The sequence below is a fragment of the Psychromonas aquatilis genome (genome assembly GCF_038155185.1).
Classification (GTDB): Bacteria; Pseudomonadota; Gammaproteobacteria; order Enterobacterales; family Psychromonadaceae; genus Psychromonas; species Psychromonas aquatilis.
Genome location: NZ_JBAKAZ010000004.1, coordinates 48409 through 66870, shown reverse-complemented (window position 1 = coordinate 66870; position 18462 = coordinate 48409). Strand labels below are relative to the sequence as shown.

Here is an 18462-nt window from a genome sequence, read left to right as displayed (position 1 = left end):
ATAAGGAGGCAAATTATATGCCACTTTATTTATTCTGATATTCATAGACAATTGGTGATGCATTTCATATGCCACCAATTACATTCAATTTTTATACTAGGCTAGCGAGGCTTGGAGGGCTTTATAATTAGTTATAAGGTTTGACCTGAATCATATTTGCATTGTTTTTTTGCTTTTTATTGCGATTCATTTGGGATTTGTGAGCAAATTGAATGGAAATCAATTTGCTCACAGGTAAACACTTTTATGGATTAATATTATTAACGGCGAGTGATGTTGCTTGCTTTGTTATCTTGTGGTGCAAAATAATTAATTTTGATAACGCTTTTGCACTCCATTTGTGCGCACTATTAGAGCAAGCTAATTCAAGTTGCATAAGGTTTTCTAGCAACGCCTGCTTTTTGCTTTCATCTAGATTCGTATAATCTGCTATTTGTTGCAGATGCGTTATATCAGGATGTTGTGACTGAAAATACACTAGTAATGCTAAGTAAGCTTGTTGTGGGTTTTCTTGTTTTAATACTTTTAATAAATCTTGATAAGGTTTATTAGTAACAGCCGGTTGTGTCTTCACATCGATAGGGCGCGATGTTTTACGTGTATATAGGTGATAAATAATCATTAATATCAGCAGACACAATAAAACCAAGGTACTTATTTTCCATGGCATTACTTGTGACGGGCTTGATTCTTTAACGGTTGTGTTTACCGCCTCTTTTTCAACTGCAACACTATTGTTTTGAGTTGTTGGTGTAACCGAAGTTTGTTGCGTCGGTTGAGTTGTCTCAACACTGGTTGTACTCGGTTTTATCATAATAGTTTGTGCCGGTAAGGTCGCAACTTCTTGTTGCTGTGTTTGGCTGTTCCACCATGACACTTTGATTTCAGGTAAAACCAGCGGACCACTTTTATCGGCAATAATCGCGTGTGTGATCGTACGTTGACTATAGATAGTATTATTCGCTCGCCCCTGTGTTAATTCATCTTTATCTGGGTAATAGCGAACCGAGTTATCATAATTTAATTTTATCTCAGGCATTTTCTCTAGGTCAACGGAAGCCGCCTGTAAACTGATGCTGCGCGTAATAGGCTCACCTACAAAGTGTTCCTTTTCTTGCAAGTTATTGTTTTCTTTTAATCTAACATCTTCACTAATCAGCCAGCCGGGTTGGTAGTCTGCAGGCATTTCATTGACTTTTAGGCTAATGTTATTACCACGAATGTTAACAGGTACTGAAGCCATTCTTTGTTGAAAACTATTTGCTCGGATTGTTTTATAAACAGAGCCAGTTAAGATGGGAGAGTCAATATTCAATTCACCTGAAGTTGAAGGTGTTATTTTATATTGATAAGTGTAAAGCTCATAACGAATACCATTTTTAACAATATTGCTATTATTCCCTGATATTTGCTCTATTTCTGCTCCATCTAACTGCGGAGGTTGGATTTGACCATTAGTAAATCTCCCAGACACATATATTTTAGATTCTAAAATAGCAGGTTGATTAATATAGGTATTGTTCTTATTAATTGTATTCTCAATGAAAATAGCATCATCGGTAGTGGAATAATCTGCTGGTTTCGCATCACTGACTTTTATTTCAATCGGTTGTGTTGAAACGTCACCGATTTTCAAAGGCGGGATAACAAATGTCCCTGTTTTGGTTGCCTGTAAAGTATATGACCAAGTTAAACGCTTTTTCCAATCGCCGTTATCATAGATAGTTTCTTGTTGGCGAGAAGGGGAACTAACCTTAAAATTATTTTCTAGTGCACTGGTATCAACGCGATATTGAGATCCGGTGTCATTGACTGTCACCGTTAATCTAAATAAATCTCCTTTTACGACACTATTATCACTGACGCTAGCAATCGCTTCTGTTTGAGCAAACACAGGCGTATTTAAGATGAATACAAATAGAATAATATTAAAACATTTAGTTAAGAACGGCATTACCAAATCTCTCCGTTATTGTTTTGTTGAACAGGGTTATTTGAACGTTTCTGATATTCGAGACGCATTTTATTACGTAATAATAACGCAGGGTCATCTGGCATATTTTTCAACCAGTTAGGTAATTCTTCATACTCTTGGTTTTCCTCTGATGATGGTTGCATAGCGCCTACATTATTTTCTGCATTATCTTGTTGTTGTGCTTTGCCCAGTGCCTGTTGCGCTGATTGCTGTTGCTGTTGTTGACCTTGTTGTTCAGGCTCCGACTGATCTTGCTGTTGCTGTTGGTTCTGCTGTTGTCCAGACTGTTGATCTTGCTGCTGGTTTTGCTGCTGTCCAGACTGTTGATCTTGCTGCTGGTTCTGTTGTTGCCCAGACTGTTGATCTTGTTGCTGGTTCTGCTGTTGCCCAGACTGCTGATCTTGCTGCTGATTCTGCTGTTGTCCAGACTGCTGATCTTGCTGCTGGTTTTGTTGTTGCCCAGACTGTTTATCCTGCTGCTGGTTTTGTTGTTGCCCAGACTGTTGATCCTGCTGCTGGTTCTGTTGTTGCCCAGATTGCTGATCTTGTTGCTGGTTCTGCTGTTGTCCAGACTGTTGATCTTGTTGCTGGTTCTGCTGTTGTCCAGATTGCTGATTTTGTTGCTGGTCTTGCTGTTGCCCAGACTGCTGATCCTGCTGTTGGTCCTGTTGTTGCTCAGATTGCTGATCTTGTTGCTGATTCTGTTGTTCCTGTTCCTCTTTCTTCTTCAGCAGGTCTTCCACAATCGCTTTGTTTTCTTGAGCTAGTTTAAAATCAGGATCAATCGCTAATGCGGCATTGTAACTCGCTAGTGCTGCTTCGTATTTTTCCTGTATTGCTTGAGTATTACCCAAGTTATACAAGGTATTCGCATCATTTGGTTGTTGTTTTTGTTGTGCTTTATAAGCTAGCTCAGCTTCCTCGTATTGTTTATTTTTAAACAAAGCAGAGGCTTTCCAAGCCTGATCCTCAAAGGTCTCACTGGCACTTTGATAATCACCTTCTTGAAATGCTTGGTAAGCATTTTGTTGTTCATTTTGCCATATAGACGCTTGCACTTTGGGCGTGCTCAGAGGCAAGGTTAATGCTAACAATGCGATATAAAAAACACCTTTTCTAAAGAGTAGAATTAATAAAGGAAGCAGTAGAATACTAAGCCAATATCCATCATCAATTAGAATTTTGTTTTCAGCATGTGCTGAGGAATCTTTATCCTTTTTGAGTGCGCCATTATCTTTGTAAATATCGGCGAGTGCAGCAATATCTTTACCTTGAGCATCAAAGGTACGATATACACCACCACTTATCTCTGCGACAGGAGTCAGTGTGTCAGGCTGTAGTTTAGGAAATACAATATTATTATTGCTATCTCGTAACAAGCTCCCGTCAGCTGTTGGTATTGTTGAACCCTCAGGCGTGGCAACGGCCAATACTGAAACAGTCCATTTACTTCCTTTTAATGTTGTTTGCATCTTATCGACACTGTTTTTATCAAAGCCATCGGTGATAAAAACAATATGTCCTTCTTGATAACCGGCACTTTGTAATAATGAAATCGCCTTGTCTAATGCTAGGTCCGGTCTTGAACCACGAACAGGCATTAAATCTGGCGATAAATTATTGATATGGGTAATAATTGATTTACTGTCCGATGTCAGCGGGGTGATCGCAAAAGCATCACCTGCATAAGCGATTAATGCTTTATCACCTTCAGTCCAACGGTTTAATAGGTCAATAGCTTTATATTTTGCGCGGCTTAGGCGGTTTGGTTTAATATCCGTTGCATACATCGAATAAGATAAATCAAAGGCAATCACTTGTGCTTTTTGAATTTGGTAAACCGGTAATTTCACGCTACGAATACTTGGTCCGGCCAATGCAATAAAAGCAATGATAGCGATCAGGTTTAAGGTTAATCGGCTGGTTTTATGGGTTTCAGCTTGTGTTACTAAGTGCTCGCTTAAATGTGCGGCAATACCATGTGTCTGTTGCTTTGAACGTCCTTTTAGATGCCATACATTTAGTAAAAGTACTGCCGCTAGGCCAATTAGCCAATACGGGCGTAGGAATTCTAAAGCATTGAGATTATGGATAATAGAGTCATTAAAGTTCATCTTCACCTCTCATTTTTAAAGAGAAAGTTGTTAACAATAAAATGATGATGCAAAGGGATAATGGCCAATAAAACAGATTTGTTTCAGGGCGAAATTCAAGTTGTTCACTATCAACAGGTTGAAGGTCATTAATCGTGTCATAAATTTGTGCCAATTCAGCCTGATTCTTGGCTCTGAAGTATTGCCCTCCGGTCAGTGAAGCGACTTCTTTTAAAGACTGCTCATCTAAATCAGCAGATGGGTTAACATAGCGATTACTGAAGAAACCACGCTGAAGCATAGAGTCAGCGCCTACTCCAATGGTGTAAATGGTTATATTGTTTTTCGCTGCTTGCTTAGCGGCTGCAATGGGGTCAATAACTCCAGCAGTATTTGCACCATCAGTTAATAGAATTAATACACGTTGTTCATTTTTATTTTCAACAAAACGCTTAATGGCCAACGCAATTGATTCACCAATCGCTGTTTTTTTACCAACCAAACCTAGCTCTGTTTCATCAACCATGGTGGAAATTGTATCAATATCAAAGGTTAAAGGAGTCTGTAAGTAAGCATGATCAGCAAATAAAATTAAACCGAGACGGTCGCCTTTACGCTGCTGCACAAAGTCTTTCACGATAGATTTAACCAAGGTTAAACGGTCAACAGTTTGGCCGTTTAACTGCATATCAACCTGATTCATACTGCCCGATAAATCCAATGATAAGATCATATCGCGACTCTGTTGTTGAATCTTGATCGGGTCACCTAACCAAATAGGCTTAGCTAAAGTTAATAGCAATAATATCCACATTAACCATGGAATCAAAATGCTGATCAATAAATTTGATTTTTGCTCTTTATGCTGCTGTAACCCTTCAGCAAGTGGGATCCATATCTGTGTGAAAGAGCGTTTTTTGGGTGTTAAGAGATAACGTGCAATTAGTGGTAAAGGTAATAATAAAATGACCCACCAATAAGTGAATTCAAACATGTTTAGAACCTGTTAACTTTTGATTGTTAATTGTTGATTTTTTGAAGGCTTTACATTGAGCGGGAAAACTTTTTAACCATTTCCTTGCCGATGTAAAATCTTTTTCAACACACTGTGAGTTACCTGCATATAAACGTTCACAGAAAACACTTTTATTTTCAAAGACCGGCGAATTAGATGTCGCATTATGCCTTTCAATGAAATCAAACCAAGCTTCTCCGTTTAAAGAAGCTACTGCTTCCCGTGGGTAATACTGTAAACAAAGCCCTTTTAATAGTTGGTTTAACTCAGAAAAGGAGGCTGTTTTTTGGCTTCTTAAATTTGCTAATTCGGTTAATGCTTGTTTCACTATTTTAGTGTTTTTAATATGGCGTTTAATCAACCAAGTAATAACAAGTAAAACAACAATAGTAGCAATTAAAATAAGCCAGTAAACCGGTGCAGGAGGCCAAGCAGAAGGAACATCGGTTGGTAAAATTATTTGTTCAAAAGGGTTATTATTGGGCGTAGGCATTGAGTTGCTCCAATAGGGGATTAGCGGCACTGACTTCATAATGCGCAATGCCATATTTTAACAAATTTCTTTGCATTATTTGTTGGCGCTCATGAGCGGCCGTTTGATATGAGTGCTGTTGGTTTTTATTACGTAAAAAGCCGCTTCCTTTAAGCGATGTTATTTTAAAGTTGGCTTTCAACATTTTTTTAGGCAATTGCATTTCCAGTGGATCGGTTATTTGCCATACCGTCACTTGGTTATGGCGACGCAATAGATTAATCAGTTTGTAACACCCTTCATCTAATTGTGAAAAGTCACTAATAAGATGTATTTGACTCCCCGTTTGTACGAGGTGAGAAAGGCGTTTTAACTGAAGTAGTAAGGATTGTTTTTGAGTTTGTTTAAAAGCCACTTTTTGACACAACATTTGATTATGATGTAGAAAAGACATTAACCCTTTACCGCGAGAGGTGGGTTTTAGCTCAGCAACATTTTGCTGATTAAAAACAATTCCGCCTAAACGATCATTGCGTTGCTTTGTTTGCCAGCTCAATAGCGCTGCCAAATGACAAGCTTGTACTGACTTAAAGGCAAATTGACTACCAAAAATCATACTGTCTGATAAATCAACCAACAAAAAAACGGGGCGTTCTTTCTCTTCTTGGAATAGCTTAGTATGGGCTTTTCCAGTACGAGCGGTTACCGCCCAATCAATAGAGCGTACATCATCACCCGCTTGGTAATGACGTACCTCAGCAAACTCCATCCCACGACCTTTAATATTTGATAAATAATTACCAGATAATTTACGAGTCGCGGGCAAGCGTTTTGCATTAAGTGACATTTTACCGTGTTGTTTATAACTGAGTAGTTCACTTAATTGCACATCAACACCCGTTGTATAAGGAGTATTAGTGAAAATGCTATTTTTTGGAGTACTCATTAGCCTGCTATTGCCACCTGATTAATTATTTCTTGGATCACTCGGTTGGCGCTGACACCTTGTGCTTCTGCCTCGTAACTTAAAATGAGACGATGGCGTAAAACAGGGTATAGATTATTAATGATATCTTCAGGTGTCACAAAATCTCTGCCATTTAACCAAGCGCGTGCTTTTGCTGTTCTCATTAATGCGAGTGTTGCACGAGGGCTAGCGCCATAGCTAATCCACTCACCAAGTTGCTCACTAAAGCGCGCTGGCTCACGTGTAGCAATAATAAGGTCAATTAAGTATTGCTCTAAATGTTCAGCAATGGTCACTTTCATGACGGCGTCACGCATTGCAAAGATTTGCTCATTTAATAATGGCGTCACTTTAGCAACGGCTTCTTTTAAAATCTCTTTTTGATTTAATTGCAGAATCTGCTTTTCAGTTTTTGCATCTGGATAATTTAATTCTAGGTGCATAATAAAGCGATCCAGCTGTGCCTCTGGTAAAGGATAAGTCCCTTCTTGCTCTAATGGATTTTGAGTTGCCATTACTAAAAATAAATCAGGTAGCGGGTAAGTGGTTTTACCCACAGTAACTTGACGCTCTGCCATTGCTTCTAATAAAGCTGACTGTACTTTTGCAGGAGCACGATTGATTTCATCGGCTAGGATCAAATTATGGAAGATAGGGCCTTTTTCAAAGGTAAATTGTCCTGTTTCTTGTCGAAAAATATCTGTACCTGTTACATCAGAAGGCAATAAGTCTGGTGTGAATTGAATACGGTGGAAATCACCTTCTATCCCATCTGATAGTGCGTTGATTGCACGTGTTTTTGCTAACCCTGGTGGGCTTTCGACTAAAATATGTCCATCGGCTAAAAGTGCAATTAGCAAACTATCTACTAGCTCACTTTGCCCTAATATCATTTTATTTAAATAGTCACGTAGTTGATTTAATTGTTGTTTTATCATTTCGAGAATCTACTTTAATTTGAGTTTATGGAAAATATTACTGCTAACCACAGGCAACGTTAAAATCAAAAAGTTCCTTGAATATTGAAAAAAATTAAAAATTATTAAGTTATTTTAAATGGAATTGATGTTTTGTATCAAAAGCTTTTGTTAAATGATAAATTTATTGTTTAGTTTAAGTTATATTGCAGTATGCTTTGAAATACACCATAAACAGTTACTAAACTTTGTTTTGAGCTCCATATAAAATATGAGAGCTTTTATTCGGGAGAAACCACTATGCAAATATATATAATGCGCCATGGACAAGCTGAAATGATGGCTCATTCTGATGCGGAACGTAATCTTACTGAAGAGGGACGTGAAGAGTCTGAACTAATGGCTAAACACCTCGTAAAACAAGATGTAACATTTGATGCGGTTATTGTTAGTCCGTATGTGCGAGCACAACAAACTTGGGAATCAGTGAGTCCTTTTTTTGAAGGCATCAGTAATATTCAGACCTTATCTTGTTTAACTCCTGCTGGTAGCGCTAGAAAATCTGTTGATGAGATTTTTGCATTGCAAGCCGCAGGCGTTAAATCTGTTTTATTAGTTTCACACCTGCCATTAGTGGGTTATATCGTTGGTGAATTAGTCCCTTCAGCAGGCGTTCCTGCCTTTTCAACGTCAGCGGTAGGGCATATAACACTTAACGATGAAGACGGTTTTGCAGAATTAGTGAGCTTAACAACCGTTCCTCAAATCATCGACTAACTGCTTTTTATTCGGCGTTGATACGCCGTACCGCTATTTATATGATGTTTTATGCTAATTCTGGCAGGTTGTCGCCTGCCAAGGACTTGTTGTATTAACTCGCTAGGCTGTTTGAAGGTAGGTTATTTAATGTGCCTTTGCATTGCTTATAGTGAAAATTAAAAGCAAATGTTGTTGGTTAGAGCGTTAATCATGAATAATACTATTTTATCTTGAGCAGTGTTTTTGCCATCTCTTTAGCTATTAACGCCGCATTTTTCTCACCTTGGGTATGAGCCATCACAATCGCTCCCTCAATTAATAACCCAATTTGTTGTACTTTATTAGCTTGATCATCGCAGTTGGTTGTAGCAAGTTGTTCTGCGATTACCTTAATTACATTTTGTTTATGTTCAATAATATATAGGGTAATAGGGCTGTTTGGATCATTATATTCTGCACTGGCATTAATGAAGTTACAGCCAAAAAATGCCTCACTATTAAACCAATTATGTAAATGATCAAATACCACTTCAATTACTGAAAGCTGTGTTTTATCGGCGTTGCTTAATGCCGTTTGTAATGTGCCTAATATTTGCTGATCTCTATTTTTAAGTGCGGCTAATATCAATTCTTCTTTACTTCGGAAGTGTTTATAGAGGGTCGCTTTAGAGACACCAGAGGTCGCTAATATCAAATCAATTCCCGTCGCGTGATAACCCTTTTCAGAAAATAATGAGAGTGCCGTTTCAATCAGATGTTGCTTTCTTGGTTGCATGATATGTCACTTATTATTGAGATTTATTGGCTGTCGTTAATTTATAAAACAAATTATAACCTAATTTCACTTGACGTAAACAGTTCTGTTCACCTATAGTTTGCAGGTAGACAAATCTGTTCACTTTATTTAAAAGATTAAGTGAGACTATTATTTAAAACAACATATCAAAGCTGAGCAAAGCTTAAGGGTAATATTATGTGCACTATCAATTCTGAAACTCAAACCTCGACTAAAGCCATTAGTACAGAAGGAATTCATCACCTAGGGCTAACGATTCCTGATATTAAAAAAACAGCAGCATTTTTTATTGAGCAACTTAACTTTAAGGAAGTAGGCGGGAAGCCTGAGTATCCAGCTATTTTTGTTTCAGATGACACTGTCATGTTGACGCTATGGCAAATTAAAGCATTGGATAAAATGCAAACCTTCGATCGTACGGCTAATGTTGGCTTACATCACTTTGCACTTAAGGTTGCTAGTATTGAGCAACTCCACAGCATTTATGAAAACTTGAAAGGTTTAGAAGATGTCACGATCGAGTTTGCTCCAGAAGCATTAGGTGATTCACCTTTTGAGCATATGATGTGTTTTATTCCTGGTGGCGTAAGGCTTGAATTGATTAGTCAATAAAGGGAAAAAATGATGGAAAATAGATGGCACCAAGGTGAGCAATTAATACAAGAACTGGCAGGCACAAAGCAGAAAATGGTTGTGGTTGGTCAAAAATATATTCGAGAGTATATGCCATTACAACACCAACAATTTTTTCAAGCACAAACCATGATCTTTATTGCTTATCGAGATGCCACTGCAACGATCAAAAGCAGTGTTTTATTTGGTGAAGTGGGCTTTATTTATTCTCCTTCTGATACTGAACTATGGATTAATACACAAAATCCAATGAGTGATTTTAGACATGATGAAGTTACAGTAGGCGACCGAATTGGTTTACTCGGTATTGAGTTTAATACTAAAAGACGTAACCGTGTGAATGCCATTATCACTGAGATCAATCAAAAATATATGAAAGTATCAGTATTACAAAGCTATGGTAATTGCCCTAAATATATCCAACCTAAAACCTTAGTGACCAATCCTCAGTATGACCCCTCTGGGCTAATATCTAAAACAACATTAAACAATGATATTGAGAGCTTAATTGTTCAATCAGATACTTTTTTTATTGCTAGTTACTTTGATGATGGAAAACAAAAACGTAATCGAGGTGCTGACATCTCACATCGTGGTGGAGAAGTTGGCTTTGTTAAGGTTAATGAAAGTGGGCAGTTATTAGTAGAAGATTATCCGGGAAACGGGTTTTTTAATACCTTAGGCAATCTCATGGCAAACCCAAGGGCGTGTTTATTATTTTGTGATTGGCGGGGCGGCCATGCTCTGCAGATAAAAGTAACCTGTGAAATAATATGGTCAGATAAAGCAAGTGAAACACAACGCACTCTCTGTTTTACACCTCAAGAATTTACTGTGTTAAGTAATAGTTTAGCATTTCGTCATAAAGCGTAATAAAGCCAAGCGAATAACACCTTTCTATTGCTGGATTATTTAATCAATATCCAGTGTTTTCAATGTCTTTTAAATCATTCATATTATTGTCAATTTCTAGGTTTACCCTGTGTGCATCATTGAAACAAACCCTGAAAGATAATTTACATGTGTTGCATTTCTATTTTTACTCGTTAATATATATGCATATGTGAATATATGGAATTTTATATGTGCCCCCATCAGTTTTTTAAAATGTTATCCGATGAAACGCGATTACGCTGTCTGATCTTAATTGCAAGAGAAGGGAAGATCAGTGTTGGTGAATTGTGTTTAGCACTTAGCCAAAGCCAGCCAAAAATATCTCGTCACTTGGCAATACTACGTCAATCGGGTGTCTTATTAGATGAACGAGAAGGGCAGTGGATTTATTACCAAGTGAATCCAGCATTACCAGGTTGGATGCGCAAAGTGATTGCTGGTTTAACCACATCAAAGTGTTTAAAAGCGGAATACCTTGAAGATATTGAGCAGTACCAAATGCGTAAAACCACACAATAAGCCATTTTACATTAAGTATGTAAAACAAATTAAATTTTATTTATAAAAGAGATAATGACCATGACAATTAAAGTAGGTATTAATGGATTTGGGCGTATTGGCCGTTTAGCAATGCGCGCCGCATTTGATTGGCCTGAGGTTGAATTTGTACAAGTGAATGATGTCGCTGGTGATGCCAAAACATTAGCTCATTTACTAGAGTTTGATTCAGTTCAAGGACGTTGGAATCACGCAGTGACTTGCACGGACAATACCATGGAAGTCGCTGGGCAATCGATTGCAGTAACACAACAAGGGGAGATTGATGCCGTTGATTGGTCTGTTTGTGATGTGGTGATTGAATCGACAGGAGTTAATAAAGACAAAGCATTATTAGATAAATACACCGCACAGGGTGTGAAACTTGTGGTGGTATCAGCTCCGGTTAAACACCCTGAAGTAGCGAACCTAGTTGTCGGTGTTAATGAAGAGGCCTTTGACCCTGCTTTACATAAGATAATTACAGCGGCGTCTTGTACTACTAACTGTATTGCACCGGTAGTGAAGGTCATTCGTGAAAAATTAGGTATCTCACAGGCGGCATTTACCACTATTCATGATTTAACTAATACGCAAACTATTCTTGATGCGCCACACAAAGACCTACGCCGCGCACGTGCATGTGGTATGAGCTTAATCCCAACAACAACGGGCTCAGCAAAAGCCATTATTGAAATTTTCCCAGACTTAAAAGATAAAATTAACGGGCATGCTGTGCGTGTACCTTTAGCTAACGCATCATTAACCGATATTGTGTTTGAAGTCGAACGTGATACAAGTATTGAAGAGGTTAATCAACTATTAAAAGAAGCATCGGAAGGCGAGCTAGCGGGTATTCTTGGATATGAAGATCGCCCATTAGTTTCCATTGATTACCGTGGAGACCAACGCTCTACTATTGTTGATGGTTTATCAACGATGTTAATTGGTAAGCGAATGTTAAAAATCTACGCTTGGTACGACAACGAAATGGGTTATGCAACACGCACGGCAGAGCTAATCAAAAAAGTGACCTTATTAAAATAGGAATAACGGCAATGAAGTGGTTCTCAACACTCGATAAATCGCTACGACAGTATTTATTGGTTACCTTTAATTACTGGAACTTTACAGTCACTGACGGTGCATTACGTATGTTAGTGGTGTTGTATTTTTATGAACTAGGATACAGCCCATTAGATATCGCTTTATTGTTTTTGTTCTATGAGATCTTTGGTGTTGTCACCAATCTCATTGGAGGGTGGCTAGGCGCGCGGATCGGCTTAAACCGTACCATGAATATTGGTTTGGCGATGCAAGTTGTCGCCTTGTTATTATTAACAGTACCCAGCCCATGGTTGACTATTCCTTGGGTGATGATGGCACAAGCATTGTCAGGCATTACGAAAGATCTCAATAAAATGAGTGCTAAAAGTGCGATAAAAACCTTAATTCCTAATAATCAGCAGGGCAAACTTTACCATTGGGTTGCAGTACTAACGGGCTCTAAAAATGCCTTAAAAGGAGCAGGTTTCTTCATTGGTGGCTTATTGTTAACGCTGGTGGGCTTTCAAATTGCTTTAGTGATCATGGCGAGCGTATTAGCCGCTGTTTTTGTGATGAGTTTATTGTTCTTAGAGGGCGATTTAGGTAAGGCTAAAAGCAAACCTAAATTTAGCCAGATGTTTTCAAAGTCTGGGCCAGTAAACATCCTTTCAGCTGCACGTTTATTTTTATTTGCGTCACGTGATGTCTGGTTTGTAGTAGCATTACCTATTTACCTTGCTAGTATTTTTGGTTGGTCGCATTCTGTTGTGGGAGGTTTTCTCGCTGCTTGGGTGATCGCCTATGGCGTTGTGCAAGGTTTTGCCCCTAAAATTACAGCTTTTTTTACAAAAGACAACGCTGCACCGGACGGTAAAAGTGCCATGTTATGGTGTGCATTGCTAGCGGTGGTAACGGGGGTGTTAGCAGTGGGTATTCAGTTGCAATGGCAAGTACAAACCTTAATTATTGTAGGGTTATTGATTTTCGGTGCAATATTCGCCATTAACTCATCATTACACTCTTACTTAATCATTAGCTATGCAAAACAAGATGGTGTGTCATTGGATGTTGGTTTTTATTATATGGCCAATGCAATGGGGCGTTTAGTTGGCACGGTATTATCAGGCTGGGTATATCAAGTTTATGGTTTTGCCGCGTGTTTATGGATAGCTTTTGCTTTCTTGTTGATTACCAGTGTTATTTCATTAAAGCTACCCGCTTCAAATACTAACCAATAGTACTTAGTGATTTAAAAAGTAATGCAATCTGTAGTAAATAAAAGCGCTATTAATAGCGCTTTTATTTTTTGATAATGATGATTGGTCTGCGTTGATTCAGTCTCTTAGGTTTTACTACTGCTATTTCGACTTGTTGGTGACCAAACTTTCTTTATCAGAAAAGAAGGTTGGCAAAGAAACTGGCACCGAGTCGCTTTTTTATCAAACCCATTCATCCCTTTTTAACGCACCAGTTCATACGGCACATCCCTGTGCCGAATGAACTTACCGCAAACGTCCTGTTTGCTGTTGCTAAAAGGAATTAATGGGTTGGGAAAGCTTTACGGTGAGTGGGTTTTAGCCATATAAGGCTGGTTTTATGTTAGATACTTGATACTTTAGTTGTAATTTTTCTTTTTAGGTTTAACTTAAAATATTAATCTTTTTATTTTATATGTAGTAAAAGTATTTTTATGTTAATTTTAACACACTAGATATTTCGTATTTCAAGCTGAAATAAGGTTTAATAAACTACTATATGCTATTCGAGGTTGCATGCACGAAATTGTTTCAAATCTAATCTCCCAGAATTGTGAAGGCTTATGGTGGGACTTTAAGCAAAAATTTCATGATAATCCTTATGATTTACTACATGATATTATTTGTTTATCTAATGTTATTCATAATGGAGATAGATACTTAATTTTTGGCATCTCTGATAAGCTTCATGTGGTTGGATTGGAGCCGGTGAATAAAAACTATACACAAGCTGATATTTTAGATTTGTTAGGAAGACAACCATTTGCGGAAAATAACGTCCCTAAGATTAATTTAAAATTCATTAAATACCAAGATAAAGACATCGCAATACTTACAATTTCTAATGAGCGAGTAAAACCATACTTTTTGACTAAAGAAATAAAGTTAAAAGGGACATTTCTACGAGCTGGAGCAATATACTCTCGAGTTAAAGATACAAATACACCAAAAGATTCTTGCGCCAACCCTCGAGATATAAAAGCAATGTGGGCTGAAAATTTTGGTTTGGATTTACCTGCATCAAAGCGTTTTGGTTTTATTTTAGAGGACGCGGATAATTGGATCTATAATGGCATAAATTCGGCATTTTATGCACCGGATCCTGATTTTACAATTGAAATTGGTGATACAGAATCCGAATGTGGTCAATATTGGTGGCAGAATAGTTTAAGCGAGAAGCCAATAAAGTATAACTACTTTTTAAAGTTTAAAAATACAATAATCAATGAAGTTCCTGTCGTTAATTTTCAAAATGAGAAACTACTTATTCCGTTTCCTGATATTGAGTTTATTACATACCCAGATAAACGAGATGGGCTTAATGCTAATATTTATTGTGACCTTTTTTATTTTAAAAAAGGCACGCTCGAATACTCTTTATTCTTACACATAAGAAAAATGGAGTCTGACACACCATCTTTCAATACTCCAATTACTAGTCAAATAAAGCCTCCAATTATTGAGTTGCCATTTTATATAGTGAGCTGTGACGAACAATTAAATAAATTAAAAATACACATTTTAAACTTATTTAAAGAGTTTGTTCAAAATCAAGAAAATATAGTCAAAGATAGTATCTACGAAGGTAATGTTACTGAACGTTATCAATTAGAGAGAGTATTTTGTGAATGGGCTTTTGAAATGCAACTCAAAAATATTAATGGAAGTATTGGCTGGAAATAACTTTTTCCTATTGGTTGCACTCTAAACTCACCAAAGCCCTTGGTTATACTTCCTTTCTTCAATCAACTTCTTATTTTTATATTAAACCTTTGCTAATAAGTGGTAGGCTCTTATATTAGATATTCGTCTTATTACTCTTTTTAATTCGTTTTTATTACGGAGGAGCGTAGATGTTTAAGTCAAAAAGAACACAAGGCGATAAGCCCTCCCAACAGAAAATGGATGCAGCGATTAAACGGCTGGAGCGTTTTAGTAAAATAACCGATAGTAATATTGGTGTGCCTTTTACGAAGTTTAAGTTTGGGATTGACGCTATTATCGGTTTAATACCTGTGGCAGGGGATGTTGTTGGTGTGGCTTTATCAAGTTATGTGTTGCTTGAAGCCCATAAGGTAGGGGCAGGTAAACGTACTAAATTAAAGATGCTTATTAATATTTTAATCGATTTCTTCGGTGGGTTAATTCCGTTATTTGGTGATTTTTTTGACGCCTACTTTAAAGCGAACACCCGTAATACGGCGATATTAAAAGAAGAGCTCATCAAACAAGGTAAGGCTGTATAGATATTTAATATTGAGCGTCGGCTTTCATTCACTTTAGCGTATTACAGATTATTCAAAGAGGAGTTTTCATGAAATTAACCCTTTACCATATGGGACATTGCCCGTACTGCAAACGAGTGATTAAAGTTATTCAGAGTCAGAAAGTCCCTGTGACCTACAAAGATTTAGATGTGCATGACAAATTAAGAAAAGAATTAATGGCTGGTGGCGGTAAAGTACAAGTACCGTGCTTATTGATTTCTGAAAAGGGTAAAAGTGATCAGTGGCTGTATGAGTCTCAGGATATTATTCACTTTTTAAAGCAACACTATTAAGGTTGTAAATTTAACCTGTCGTTAAAGCAAATAATAAAGGGGCTGTGATGCCCCTTTATTAACTGACTATTTTTATCAGCTGACTGTTTTAAACAACAGTAATGACATCATCCATTGCTAATCGTGCTTTTGGTAAGCCGTAATTGTAGTCTTCTTCTATTTTTGGATAACCGATCGCTAACGCCACTTCACAAATATGGCCATCTAGCTCTTCTTTAAATGCTTCTCCGATTAACTCAGCATCAACACCTTCCATTGGTGTTGAAGAGATACCCATGCGCGGCAATGTGTGCAGGATGTTACCTAGTGCAAGGTAAACCTGTGCTTTAGTCCATGCAGCGTTAACGCCATTCTCGTCAGTATTCGCATCGGCAAAAGCATAAGCGCCCATAAATCTACCGTACATTTCCGCTGGTAGGTGGCCTGAGCTAACTTCTACATCAACACGTTTACGGAATTTATCCTTGGTAAATTTAGGATCGTATGCCAATAAAATCGTATGTGATGCTTCTTTTGCATGTAATTGGTTAAACTGGTGCTTGTTAGCAAAAGTATCATGTAAACGTTGTTTCGCTTGATCACTCTCAATCACAATAAATTTCCATGGTTGTGAGTTAATTGATGAAGCTGATAAACGTAAGGCTTCTTTGATTATTTGCATATCTTCAGCTGAAATACGTTTTGTTTGATCATATTTTTTAGTGGTGTAGCGTGTATTTAAGTCTTTAATAATTTGCTGTGACATTGTTGTTTCCTGTTATTGCTTTTATTTCTTGGATTCATTTAATGTTAACTAGTATATCGTTTTCTAATGTATTGATAATACTGATAATGTTAAAAACAGTTTATACTATTTGTTAATAATAAAGTGAGGCAGAGTAACGGGATTATTTTTGTGATTACCTAATCAATGTAGTGTTGTTTTAAAGAATAGAGCAGCGGCAGGGGGGCAGGCTAAAAAAAGCCTATTTTAATCACTAAAATAGGCCATAGGAATAAGGTTAACAGCTTACTTGACGGTCACGCATAATGAAGGCTCTGGCATGATCGTAAGTTAAATTGTAGAAGAAAGCGTAAATTGTAATAAAAATAGTAACACCAATATCCATCATCAATGCTTCCCATAATCCCACCGATAATAAGATAGCGATAACCGGGATGGTGAAAATTAATAACCCGCCTTGGAATAAGATGGTATGAACAATACGTAATGAGAGGGTACGTTTGGTTTTATCTCCGGTTACAACCCGATCAAAACCCCAGTTATAGATAAAGTTCCATGCCATCGCGATAGTTGCAACTATTATCATGGTTCCTGATAGTGAAGCAGGATCATGATCCGTGAATGCAATTAAGACAAGAATAGCTAAACTCACTGCTAATACCTCGAATAATACAGCGTGGAAAATACGTTCAATCGGTTTCATTTTGTTTTTATCTCTCTAAAGTTAATGTTTCTACACATGTAGAAGCTGAGAGTATAAAGATCTAAATTTCACAAGAAAGTTAGAAGCTATCACGAACCGTGATAACCTAGTGTGAAAATAATGAGGTAAATTCAATGTATAGCCTAGAGCAATTAAAAATATTCGTGACTGTGTGTGAAACGGGATCTTTTTCGGCTGCAGCACGGCAATTAAAACGTGCACAATCGGGGGTGAGTCAATCCATTGCAAATCTTGAAATTGCGATTGATAAAACTTTATTTAATCGTGATAAAAATACGCCTGCCTTGACCGAACAAGGGACAGCTTTGTTGCCCATTGCCAAGTCGATATTACATCAACAACAGAATTTTGATCAAAAGGTTGAATCGTTAGCGCAAGGTGAAGAGCATGAATTAGTGGTTGCCATTGATGAAAGCTTAGTAAATGCGGCCTTGATGCAGATTTTATCGCCGCTCGCGGAACAATTCCCTATTACACACATTGAGTTAGTTGTTGCGCCAACCTTTGATGTGGAAAGTATGGTGCGTGCCGGAGATGCGCAGATTGGTATCGTTTATGTTGATGGTGAACTGAAAGTCGATATGGACTTTTTTACGTTAGGACATGCACGGTTTTTGACTATTGCCTCGCCAACACATCCGTTGGCTAACTTATCGGTAGTAGAAGAAGCTGATTTGAAAGGGTACCGCCAATGTGTTCATCGTAGCGTGCAGAAAAAAGAGTTGTGGTTTAGTTATAAGATTAGTTCAACTGCATGGTATGCCAACACGCATAAAGCATTAGTTGAACTGGTTAAACAAAATGTCGGTTGGGCTGTGGTGCCAGAGCTATTGGCTGCTGAAAGTATTGCTGCTGGCGAGGTAGTAACATTACCCGTTGCTCATGAGTACGATGGTTGGTTAACAGTGGTCGGGTGTTTAGTTTCTCGCAGTCATACCTCGGGGCCAGTATTAGAGGCAGTGATCAATTTATTACAACAACACAGTTTAGTTGATAAAGATTGGGATCTAAGAAAGTAACTGAGCTTGATAGTTATGCTGGTGTTACTTTGATCTGCTCCACAAATCAATAAGATAGGTTACGCTTATAAAGC

The 18462-nt window shown here is 37.7% G+C and carries 19 protein-coding genes; 10 read left to right on the top strand and 9 right to left on the bottom strand.

The genetic code is table 11. The annotated features are described in order from the left end of the window. Positions 1-244: 244 nt before the first annotated feature. Genes V6256_RS01715 through V6256_RS01690 form a run of 6 tightly spaced genes read right to left on the bottom strand, consistent with a single transcriptional unit; the run spans position 245 to position 7460 of the window. On the bottom strand, positions 245-1954 hold the full coding sequence (locus V6256_RS01715) for a BatD family protein (protein WP_341596263.1): 1710 nt from the start codon (positions 1952-1954) through the stop codon (positions 245-247). Beyond that, the gene (locus tag V6256_RS01710) at positions 1954-4089 is read right to left on the bottom strand and encodes a VWA domain-containing protein (RefSeq protein WP_341596262.1); all 2136 of its coding nucleotides are present in this window, start codon (positions 4087-4089) and stop codon (positions 1954-1956) included. Before V6256_RS01710 ends, V6256_RS01715 begins: the two co-directional genes overlap by 1 nt. After that, complete coding sequence (locus tag V6256_RS01705) at positions 4079-5062, bottom strand: VWA domain-containing protein (RefSeq protein WP_341596261.1); 984 nt, start codon at positions 5060-5062, stop codon at positions 4079-4081. Before V6256_RS01705 ends, V6256_RS01710 begins: the two co-directional genes overlap by 11 nt. Continuing rightward, positions 5055-5576 carry a DUF4381 domain-containing protein gene (locus V6256_RS01700; RefSeq protein WP_341596260.1) on the bottom strand — a complete coding sequence of 174 codons (522 nt, stop codon included), beginning with the start codon at positions 5574-5576 and terminating at the stop codon, positions 5055-5057. Before V6256_RS01700 ends, V6256_RS01705 begins: the two co-directional genes overlap by 8 nt. Beyond that, positions 5560-6501, bottom strand: a complete 942-nt coding sequence (locus V6256_RS01695; RefSeq protein WP_341596259.1) for a DUF58 domain-containing protein — start codon at positions 6499-6501, stop codon at positions 5560-5562. Before V6256_RS01695 ends, V6256_RS01700 begins: the two co-directional genes overlap by 17 nt. Next, positions 6501-7460 carry an AAA family ATPase gene (locus V6256_RS01690; RefSeq protein WP_341596258.1) on the bottom strand — a complete coding sequence of 320 codons (960 nt, stop codon included), beginning with the start codon at positions 7458-7460 and terminating at the stop codon, positions 6501-6503. Before V6256_RS01690 ends, V6256_RS01695 begins: the two co-directional genes overlap by 1 nt. Before the next feature lie 279 nt (positions 7461-7739). On the opposite strand from V6256_RS01690, the gene sixA reads away from it, so the two are divergent. After that, positions 7740-8216, top strand: a complete 477-nt coding sequence (gene sixA / locus V6256_RS01685) for a phosphohistidine phosphatase SixA (RefSeq protein WP_341596257.1) — start codon at positions 7740-7742, stop codon at positions 8214-8216. Between the two features lie 202 nt (positions 8217-8418). Here the strand turns inward: sixA and V6256_RS01680 are convergent, their stop codons facing one another. Next, positions 8419-8973, bottom strand: coding sequence for a TetR/AcrR family transcriptional regulator (locus V6256_RS01680; protein WP_341596256.1), 555 nt, complete (start codon positions 8971-8973; stop codon positions 8419-8421). Positions 8974-9171: 198 nt separating this feature from the next. Here V6256_RS01680 and V6256_RS01675 point away from each other — a divergent pair, with 198 nt between their 5' ends. The 8 genes from V6256_RS01675 to V6256_RS01640 all read left to right on the top strand — a co-directional run bounded on the left by V6256_RS01675 (position 9172) and on the right by V6256_RS01640 (position 15921). Further along, positions 9172-9606, top strand: a complete 435-nt coding sequence (locus tag V6256_RS01675; protein WP_341596255.1) for a VOC family protein — start codon at positions 9172-9174, stop codon at positions 9604-9606. A gap of 9 nt (positions 9607-9615) precedes the next feature. Continuing rightward, positions 9616-10500 (top strand): pyridoxamine 5'-phosphate oxidase family protein, encoded by an 885-nt coding sequence (locus V6256_RS01670; RefSeq protein WP_341596254.1) that lies wholly within the window; start codon positions 9616-9618, stop codon positions 10498-10500. 198 nt (positions 10501-10698) lie between these two features. Beyond that, positions 10699-11040, top strand: coding sequence for a metalloregulator ArsR/SmtB family transcription factor (locus V6256_RS01665; RefSeq protein ID WP_341596253.1), 342 nt, complete (start codon positions 10699-10701; stop codon positions 11038-11040). 60 nt (positions 11041-11100) lie between these two features. Further along, positions 11101-12105 carry an ArsJ-associated glyceraldehyde-3-phosphate dehydrogenase gene (locus V6256_RS01660; RefSeq protein WP_341596252.1) on the top strand — a complete coding sequence of 335 codons (1005 nt, stop codon included), beginning with the start codon at positions 11101-11103 and terminating at the stop codon, positions 12103-12105. Between the two features lie 11 nt (positions 12106-12116). After that, positions 12117-13343 (top strand): organoarsenical effux MFS transporter ArsJ, encoded by a 1227-nt coding sequence (arsJ, locus tag V6256_RS01655; protein ID WP_341596251.1) that lies wholly within the window; start codon positions 12117-12119, stop codon positions 13341-13343. A 534-nt stretch (positions 13344-13877) separates the two neighbouring features. Then, positions 13878-15044 (top strand): AlbA family DNA-binding domain-containing protein, encoded by a 1167-nt coding sequence (locus tag V6256_RS01650; protein WP_341596250.1) that lies wholly within the window; start codon positions 13878-13880, stop codon positions 15042-15044. A gap of 170 nt (positions 15045-15214) precedes the next feature. Continuing rightward, positions 15215-15607, top strand: a complete 393-nt coding sequence (locus V6256_RS01645) for a DUF4112 domain-containing protein (protein ID WP_341596249.1) — start codon at positions 15215-15217, stop codon at positions 15605-15607. Between the two features lie 68 nt (positions 15608-15675). Next, positions 15676-15921 carry a glutaredoxin family protein gene (locus V6256_RS01640; protein ID WP_341596248.1) on the top strand — a complete coding sequence of 82 codons (246 nt, stop codon included), beginning with the start codon at positions 15676-15678 and terminating at the stop codon, positions 15919-15921. An 88-nt stretch (positions 15922-16009) separates the two neighbouring features. Here V6256_RS01640 and V6256_RS01635 read toward each other — a convergent pair whose 3' ends face one another. Both V6256_RS01635 and V6256_RS01630 read right to left on the bottom strand, forming a co-directional pair. Next, the gene (locus V6256_RS01635; protein WP_341596247.1) at positions 16010-16666 is read right to left on the bottom strand and encodes a nitroreductase family protein; all 657 of its coding nucleotides are present in this window, start codon (positions 16664-16666) and stop codon (positions 16010-16012) included. Between the two features lie 256 nt (positions 16667-16922). Then, entirely contained in the window at positions 16923-17348 is a 426-nt protein-coding gene (locus V6256_RS01630; RefSeq protein ID WP_341596246.1) for a PACE efflux transporter, read from the bottom strand. 134 nt (positions 17349-17482) lie between these two features. On the opposite strand from V6256_RS01630, the gene V6256_RS01625 reads away from it, so the two are divergent. Next, positions 17483-18388, top strand: coding sequence for a LysR family transcriptional regulator (locus V6256_RS01625; RefSeq protein ID WP_341596245.1), 906 nt, complete (start codon positions 17483-17485; stop codon positions 18386-18388). Positions 18389-18462: the final 74 nt, after the last annotated feature.

Bases quoted from the DNA above. Each gene is read 5' to 3' on its own strand.
- V6256_RS01715 (WP_341596263.1), bottom strand. From the start codon at position 1,954: ATGCCGTTCTTAACTAAATGTTTTAATATTATTCTATTTGTATTCATC.
- V6256_RS01710 (WP_341596262.1), bottom strand. From the start codon at position 4,089: ATGAACTTTAATGACTCTATTATCCATAATCTCAATGCTTTAGAATTC.
- V6256_RS01705 (WP_341596261.1), bottom strand. From the start codon at position 5,062: ATGTTTGAATTCACTTATTGGTGGGTCATTTTATTATTACCTTTACCA.
- V6256_RS01700 (WP_341596260.1), bottom strand. From the start codon at position 5,576: ATGCCTACGCCCAATAATAACCCTTTTGAACAAATAATTTTACCAACC.
- V6256_RS01695 (WP_341596259.1), bottom strand. From the start codon at position 6,501: ATGAGTACTCCAAAAAATAGCATTTTCACTAATACTCCTTATACAACG.
- V6256_RS01690 (WP_341596258.1), bottom strand. From the start codon at position 7,460: ATGATAAAACAACAATTAAATCAACTACGTGACTATTTAAATAAAATG.
- sixA (WP_341596257.1), top strand. From the start codon at position 7,740: ATGCAAATATATATAATGCGCCATGGACAAGCTGAAATGATGGCTCAT.
- V6256_RS01680 (WP_341596256.1), bottom strand. From the start codon at position 8,973: ATGCAACCAAGAAAGCAACATCTGATTGAAACGGCACTCTCATTATTT.
- V6256_RS01675 (WP_341596255.1), top strand. From the start codon at position 9,172: ATGTGCACTATCAATTCTGAAACTCAAACCTCGACTAAAGCCATTAGT.
- V6256_RS01670 (WP_341596254.1), top strand. From the start codon at position 9,616: ATGATGGAAAATAGATGGCACCAAGGTGAGCAATTAATACAAGAACTG.
- V6256_RS01665 (WP_341596253.1), top strand. From the start codon at position 10,699: ATGGAATTTTATATGTGCCCCCATCAGTTTTTTAAAATGTTATCCGAT.
- V6256_RS01660 (WP_341596252.1), top strand. From the start codon at position 11,101: ATGACAATTAAAGTAGGTATTAATGGATTTGGGCGTATTGGCCGTTTA.
- arsJ (WP_341596251.1), top strand. From the start codon at position 12,117: ATGAAGTGGTTCTCAACACTCGATAAATCGCTACGACAGTATTTATTG.
- V6256_RS01650 (WP_341596250.1), top strand. From the start codon at position 13,878: ATGCACGAAATTGTTTCAAATCTAATCTCCCAGAATTGTGAAGGCTTA.
- V6256_RS01645 (WP_341596249.1), top strand. From the start codon at position 15,215: ATGTTTAAGTCAAAAAGAACACAAGGCGATAAGCCCTCCCAACAGAAA.
- V6256_RS01640 (WP_341596248.1), top strand. From the start codon at position 15,676: ATGAAATTAACCCTTTACCATATGGGACATTGCCCGTACTGCAAACGA.
- V6256_RS01635 (WP_341596247.1), bottom strand. From the start codon at position 16,666: ATGTCACAGCAAATTATTAAAGACTTAAATACACGCTACACCACTAAA.
- V6256_RS01630 (WP_341596246.1), bottom strand. From the start codon at position 17,348: ATGAAACCGATTGAACGTATTTTCCACGCTGTATTATTCGAGGTATTA.
- V6256_RS01625 (WP_341596245.1), top strand. From the start codon at position 17,483: ATGTATAGCCTAGAGCAATTAAAAATATTCGTGACTGTGTGTGAAACG.